The sequence below is a fragment of the Pseudomonas zanjanensis genome, assembly GCF_014268745.2.
In the GTDB taxonomy this organism is placed as follows: domain Bacteria; phylum Pseudomonadota; class Gammaproteobacteria; order Pseudomonadales; family Pseudomonadaceae; genus Aquipseudomonas; species Aquipseudomonas zanjanensis.
Genome location: NZ_JABWRB020000005.1, coordinates 206,617 through 212,704, shown reverse-complemented (window position 1 = coordinate 212,704; position 6,088 = coordinate 206,617). Strand labels below are relative to the sequence as shown.

The window sequence follows — 6,088 nt, the reverse complement described above, 5'->3', positions numbered from 1 at the left end:
GATGTGGGGGGACACGATGAAGAGTTGGTTTTTGTCGGGCTCGGGCGGTGAGGCGGGCTTGGGGTTGAGGTAGTAGTCGAGGGCGCGGGTGGCGGCGTCTTCGAGCTTTTTTTCTTCCTGCGCTTGGACGCGGGATTTGTGGCCGCTTTGTGGCGGATTTGGAGTGACCTTGAACATAACTGTATTTCCGATATGTATTGAATGAAGGCTGGCACCTTTCGTTGCACCGAAAGGGGTGGCAGCTGTGCGCGGGTGTGCAAGACCGGGCATATCGGACCCCGGCAGACCTCGAGAGTCTCCCGCGCGCAGCCGCCATAAACACACCAATACGAGCGTGAGCCGTTTGGCGTAGCAGTTGCGCGCCGATATGTACCGGACTTGCACGTCCGTGTCACCGTTTTTTGCGATGACGAACCCAGGTTAGCCGCGCAAAACCAGGGTGCCTAGTTCATGAACACCCCCGCGTCTTGAAGGAAATGTCCGAGGGTTTGGCAGGGCAAAAAGATCAAAAGATCGCAGCCTTCGGCAGCTCCTACGGAAATCGATGTAGGAGCTGCCGAAGGTTGCGATCTTTTGATTTTGAATTCGTGACTTGGCAGTCATCTTTCGCGAAAACCAGCTGATCTTCCGCTAAAGCGATCCGATGATGGCGTTGCGCCGAAGAATCGCTAAACTGCCAGCCATTGATCTTTTCTCACGAGGCTGTGCCCATGAAATTTCGTTTTCTGTTGTGGATGCTGGGGTTGTTGATGGGCAAGGCCAGCCGGACCAACCCGGCGTTCCAACAGCAGTTGGGCGACAAGGAGTTGGTGTTCCAGTTGCAAACCCTGGATGGCAAGGTCGCCCGGCATTTCACCGTGAAGAACCAGCGCATCACCAGCCAGTCCGGGGTTTACCCGACCCCGGCCTTCGCCATCGCCTTCAAGGACGCCGCCTATGGCTTCGCGACGATGCAGGCCAAGAACAAGCAGTTGGCATTCATGACGGGGATTCAGGACAAGTCGATCCAGATCAAGGGCAACCCGGCGCTGGTGATCTGGTTCCAGGGGCTGACCAAGTACCTGAAGCCGAGGAAACCTAAAGCCAAGTGACTCCCCTGTGGCGAGGGAGCTTGCTCCCGCTGGGCGGCGAAGCGGCCCCAAACGGATTGACACGGTCTTCCAGGCAGATCGCGTCGGCAGGTTTTGCGGCTGCTACGCAGCCGAGCGGGAGCAAGCTCCCTCGCCACAAAAGCTCTTCAGTCAGCAGCCAATGAGCTCATCAGGCAGTTAGCCATCAATGAGCTATGAATCAGCCGGGCATCAGTGGCCGAACTGCGAAGCCAGTTCCCGCAGCAGCACTTCGGCCTCAAGCACCTTGCTGACCACATCGTTGGCCTTTTCCCGGGTCAGGCCCACACGTTCGAGCAACGCATCCGGGATGTCTTCATCCGGGCCGGAGCCGATGCTGCGCGAGCGCAGCAAGCGCACGGCCAGGCACACCAGGTTCGGGTAGGCGGCGTATTCGCCGTCGTAGTGCGGGTCGTGCTGGAAGCGCAGGGCGGTGGCCAGTTCGTCGGGCATGTCCCAGTAGCGCATCAGCCAGGCGCCGATCTGCTCGCGGCTGATGCCCAGCAAGTGTTGCTCCACGTAGCTGTGGCACAGGTGCGGGTTGACCTCCAGGTGTCGGCAGATCAGCGAGAAGTGCGGCGGGAACACATGGGCCAGCAGTAGATAACCAAAGTTGTGCAGCAGGCCGGAGAGGTAGGTCAGGCCGCCTTCGGGACGCTGGGCCCGCGGCATGGCGCGGGTCAGGCCTTCGATGACGGCGGCGGTGTAGATCGACTGGTGCCAGTACGGCGTGGTGTGTTGCGGATGGTCCTTGGGCAGGCTCAGGGTTTTGCCCAGGGCCAGGCCCAGTGCCAGGTTGATCACCAGGTCGAATCCCAGCACCCGGACGATGGCGTCTTCCACCGAGCGAATCTTGCCGGGCGAGGCGTAGTAGGGCGAGGCGGCCCAGCTCACTACTTGCGCGGCCAGGGCCGGATCGGTTTCCACCACGCCGGTGATGTCGTCGATGGTGGCGTCGGGGTCGACCCGCAGCTTGATGATTTTTTGCGCGGTTTCAGCCAGCGGCGGGATCTCGATGGTTTCCTCCAGCCGTTGCTGGATACGCCGGGCGGTAAACGCTTGCACAGCCTGGGTGATTTCCGCGCGGTCGTCGTGCGGACGGTCCAGGTTGGGGGTGATGTTGCTCACGGCTTCGCCAAATGTCGCGGCGCTGGCCTTGGTGAGCATGGTCTTGAACGCTTCGCTGGTCACTTCCAGCAGCAGCCCCGGCTCGCCGGAGTTGATCAGCAATTTGGGTTCGCGCAGCAGGCTTTCTTCGTACAGGCACGGTGAGCTGGTCAGCGCCGGCAGGCCGGGCAGCAGGCTCAGGCTGTGTTTGCCGAGCATGCGCTCCAGGCGTTCGGTCGGCACCGCCGTGAGCTTGCGACCGGTGAGTTCGGCCAGGCGATTGAGGTCCAGCAGCTGGCTTTGTGGAAACAGCACCATGAGCGCGCCAACGGCATCGTGCAGCAACACCGCCTGCACCTTGCGGGCTGGGTTCAGGCCGGGTCGTTCGAGTACTTCGTCATAGCCGATGCCCAATTTCTCGAGCAACAGCCGAATAACAGACGGAGCGTGCGGGGCTTCGGGGACGAGGGCAGCTTCTGTCATGGTCTGTATCCGTTTTCCTACAAGTTGGTCAGTATAACCAGCTTGTCCGGCACGCGGGTCTTGAAAACTGAGCGCGTGCTCACACTTGGCCGTATTGCTGCCCATGACGCAGCCAGCGATCCAGCAGTGGGCTGACGTGGTCGGGCCAGCGTTCCAGCAGGGCCTGGGCGGCGTCGCGTACGGCAGGGAGCAGATCGGCGTCGCGCATCAGGTCGGCTACCTTGAATTGAAGCAGACCGGTCTGGCGCGTGCCGAGCATTTCACCGGGGCCGCGCAATTCGAGGTCTTTTTCTGCGATGACGAAACCGTCGTTGGTTTCGCGCATGATCCCCAGCCGTTGGCGCCCGATCTGCGACAGTGGCGGGTGATAGAGCAAGACGCAATGGCTGGCGGCGCTGCCCCGGCCCACCCGGCCGCGCAGCTGGTGCAACTGCGCCAGGCCCAGGCGCTCGGGGTTTTCGATGATCATCAGGCTGGCGTTTGGCACGTCGACGCCGACCTCGATCACCGTGGTGGCGACCAGCAGTTGCAGGGCGCCGGCCTTGAATTCAGCCATGACCGCGGCTTTCTCGGCGGGTTTCATGCGGCCGTGGATCAGCCCGACCTTCAACTCGCCGAGGGCGGCGGTGAGGTCCTCGAAGGTGGTTTCGGCCGCCTGGCAGGTCAGCTCTTCCGACTCTTCGATCAATGTGCACACCCAATAGGCCTGCCGCCCTTCGGCACAGGCGCTGCGCACGCGCTCGATCACTTCCACTCGTCGGGTATCGGTGACCAGCACGGTGTTGACCGGTGTGCGGCCGGGGGGCAGTTCGTCGAGGATCGAGGTGTCGAGGTCGGCGTAGGCGCTCATCGCCAGGGTCCGTGGGATCGGCGTGGCGGTCATGATCAGTTGGTGAGGACACATGCGCCCACCCACGCCTTTCTGCCGCAAAGCCAGGCGTTGTTGCACGCCGAAGCGGTGCTGTTCGTCGATGATCACCAGGGCCAGGTTCTTGAACTGCACTTCATCCTGGAACAGCGCATGGGTGCCGACCACCATCGGCGCGCCTTCGGCGATCTGCGCCAGGGCGGCGGCGCGGTTCTTGCCCTTGAGCTTGCCGGCCAGCCAGGCGACTTCAATGCCCAGTGGTTCGAGCCAGCGCTGGAAGGTGATGAAATGTTGCTCGGCGAGGATTTCGGTGGGCGCCATCAACGCCACTTGATAACCGGCCTCCAAGGCCTGCAGCGCGGCGAGGGCGGCAACCACGGTCTTGCCGGCGCCGACATCGCCCTGGATCAGCCGCAGCATCGGCTCGGGCTGGCTCAGGTCGTAGGCGATTTCGTTGCCCACCCGTTGCTGGGCGCCCGTCGGGGTGAAGCCGAGGTTAGCCAGATAGCGGGCCGGCAGGTCCTTGGCCTTGGGCATGGCCGGGGCGCGCAGGGAACGCAGGCTTTCGCGCAGGCGTTGCTGGGACAGTTGATGGGTCAGCAGTTCTTCGAACGCGAGGCGATGCTGGGCCCAGTGATGGCCGAGGGCGAGTTCGTCGACGTCGGCATCGGCAGGCGGATGGTGCAGGTAGCGGATCGCATCGGCCAGCGGCGCCAACTGGTAGTCCCGGGCCAGTTCCGTGGGCAGCCAGTCGGGCAGGCTGCTGGGGCCGAGTAGCGTCAGGGTTTGCTGGCAGAGCTGGCGCAAACGTTGTTGGGTCAGGCCTTCGGTGAGCGGATAGACCGGGGTCAGGGTTTCATCCACGGGCGGCGGCTCGTCACCGGTAATGCTGCGGTATTCCGGGTGATAGATCTCCAGCCCCGACGCCCCGGGCCGTGCTTCGCCGTAGCAACGCACGCGGGTGCCGCGCTTGAGGCCTTCCTTTTGCGCATTGCTGAAGTGATAGAAACGCAGGCTGAGCCCACCGGTGCCATCCTGCAGGCGCACCACCAGGCTGCGACGACGGCCCATGACCACATCGGCGCCGCTGACGGTGCCTTCAATCACCGCGTCCTGCCCCGGGCGCAGATGGCCGATGGGCACCACGCGGGTGCGGTCCTGATAGCGCAACGGCAGGTGAAACAGCAGGTCCTGGAGGTTTTCCAGGCCAACCTTGGCCAGTTTCTCGGCCATGGCTTCACCGACACCCTTGAGTGTCGTGACCGGCACTTTCGACAGCTCAGTCATGGCAGCGGCTTACTTGGCAGCGGGCGGCTTGGCCACGGAGCACAGGCGGATCGAGTCGGCGAGGATTTCGATGGCCTTGGGTCGCGGGAAACTGGCGCGCCAGGCGATGGCAACGGTGCGGAACGGCACGGGTGGCGTCAGCGGGCGGACTTCGATCACGCCAGGGGAGTAATGGTGGCTGTCCACCGCCGACAGCGGCAGGATCGAGATGCCCAGGCCCGAAGCGACCATGTGGCGAATGGTTTCCAGGGAGCTGGATTCCACCGTGGTGTGCTTGGCGCCTTCGCTGCCCTTGGTCAGGGTCGGGCAGGCTTCGAGCACCTGGTCGCGGAAGCAGTGGCCTTCGCCGAGCAGCAGCAGGCTCTTGTCGTTGAGCAGGGCGGCGTCGATGGTTTTCTTCTGGGTCCAGGGGTGCTCTGCCGGCATCAGGACGTAGAACGGTTCGTCATAGAGCGGCAGGGTCAGGACATCGGCTTCGTTGAACGGCAGGGCGATGATGATCGCGTCCAGCTCGCCGTTGCGCAGCTTGTCGCGCAGCACGTGGGTGAAGTTTTCTTCGATGTACAACGGCATCTGCGGGGCGACCCGGTGCAGTTGCGGAATCAGGTGCGGGAACAGGTACGGGCCGACGGTGTAGATCGCGCCGACTTTCAGCGGGGCGGTCAGTTGGTTCTTGCCGGCCTGGGCCAGTTCGCGAATGCCTTGGGCCTGTTCAAGGACCTTCTGTGCCTGGGCGACGATGCCTTCGCCCACCGGGGTCAGGCGCACGGCGCTTTTGCTGCGCTCGAAAATCAGCACACCGAGTTCGTCTTCAAGTTTTTTCACACCCACCGACAGCGTCGGCTGGCTGACGTGGCAACGCTCGGCCGCATGGCCGAAATGCTGCTCTTGGGCGAGGGTCACGATGTAGCGTAATTCTGTGAGGGTCATGGCGAGCGTCCGTGAAGTTGCGAGCCAAGCATACCGGCTGCAATCGATAGACGCACGTTATCAGACTGGGGGTGCGGTGGGACACTGGCGAATGTCTGTGGGGCGTTGCTGGATATGAAAAAGGCATCTTTCGATGCCTTTATGTCGGTTGTGCTCATTGTGGCGAGGGAGCTTGCTCCCGCTGGCCTGCGCAGCAGGCCTCTGGTGCGGCGAACGCGGTCTGCCTGATGCAGCACATTCGCTGGTTTTGGGGCCGCTTCGCGGCCCAGCGGGAGCAAGCTCCCTCGCCACAGGATTCAACCTG

At 63.0% G+C, this 6,088-nt stretch carries 4 protein-coding genes; 1 reads left to right on the top strand and 3 read right to left on the bottom strand.

Annotation, left to right across the window (positions count from 1 at the left end):
• Positions 1-710 precede the first annotated feature (710 nt).
• Entirely contained in the window at positions 711-1,091 is a 381-nt protein-coding gene (locus HU715_RS24840; protein ID WP_186706906.1) for a helicase, read from the top strand.
• A 210-nt stretch (positions 1,092-1,301) separates the two neighbouring features.
• Here HU715_RS24840 and HU715_RS24835 read toward each other — a convergent pair whose 3' ends face one another.
• From HU715_RS24835 to HU715_RS24825, 3 genes are all read right to left on the bottom strand, one after another.
• Positions 1,302-2,699, bottom strand: a complete 1,398-nt coding sequence (locus HU715_RS24835; RefSeq protein ID WP_186706905.1) for an aminoacyl-tRNA deacylase and HDOD domain-containing protein — start codon at positions 2,697-2,699, stop codon at positions 1,302-1,304.
• Between the two features lie 79 nt (positions 2,700-2,778).
• The gene (recG, locus tag HU715_RS24830) at positions 2,779-4,854 is read right to left on the bottom strand and encodes an ATP-dependent DNA helicase RecG (protein WP_186706904.1); all 2,076 of its coding nucleotides are present in this window, start codon (positions 4,852-4,854) and stop codon (positions 2,779-2,781) included.
• A gap of 9 nt (positions 4,855-4,863) precedes the next feature.
• Entirely contained in the window at positions 4,864-5,784 is a 921-nt protein-coding gene (locus tag HU715_RS24825; protein ID WP_186706903.1) for a hydrogen peroxide-inducible genes activator, read from the bottom strand.
• Between the last annotated feature and the right edge of the window lie 304 nt (positions 5,785-6,088).

Bases quoted from the DNA above. Each gene is read 5' to 3' on its own strand.
- HU715_RS24840 (WP_186706906.1), top strand. From the start codon at position 711: ATGAAATTTCGTTTTCTGTTGTGGATGCTGGGGTTGTTGATGGGCAAG.
- HU715_RS24835 (WP_186706905.1), bottom strand. From the start codon at position 2,699: ATGACAGAAGCTGCCCTCGTCCCCGAAGCCCCGCACGCTCCGTCTGTT.
- recG (WP_186706904.1), bottom strand. From the start codon at position 4,854: ATGACTGAGCTGTCGAAAGTGCCGGTCACGACACTCAAGGGTGTCGGT.
- HU715_RS24825 (WP_186706903.1), bottom strand. From the start codon at position 5,784: ATGACCCTCACAGAATTACGCTACATCGTGACCCTCGCCCAAGAGCAG.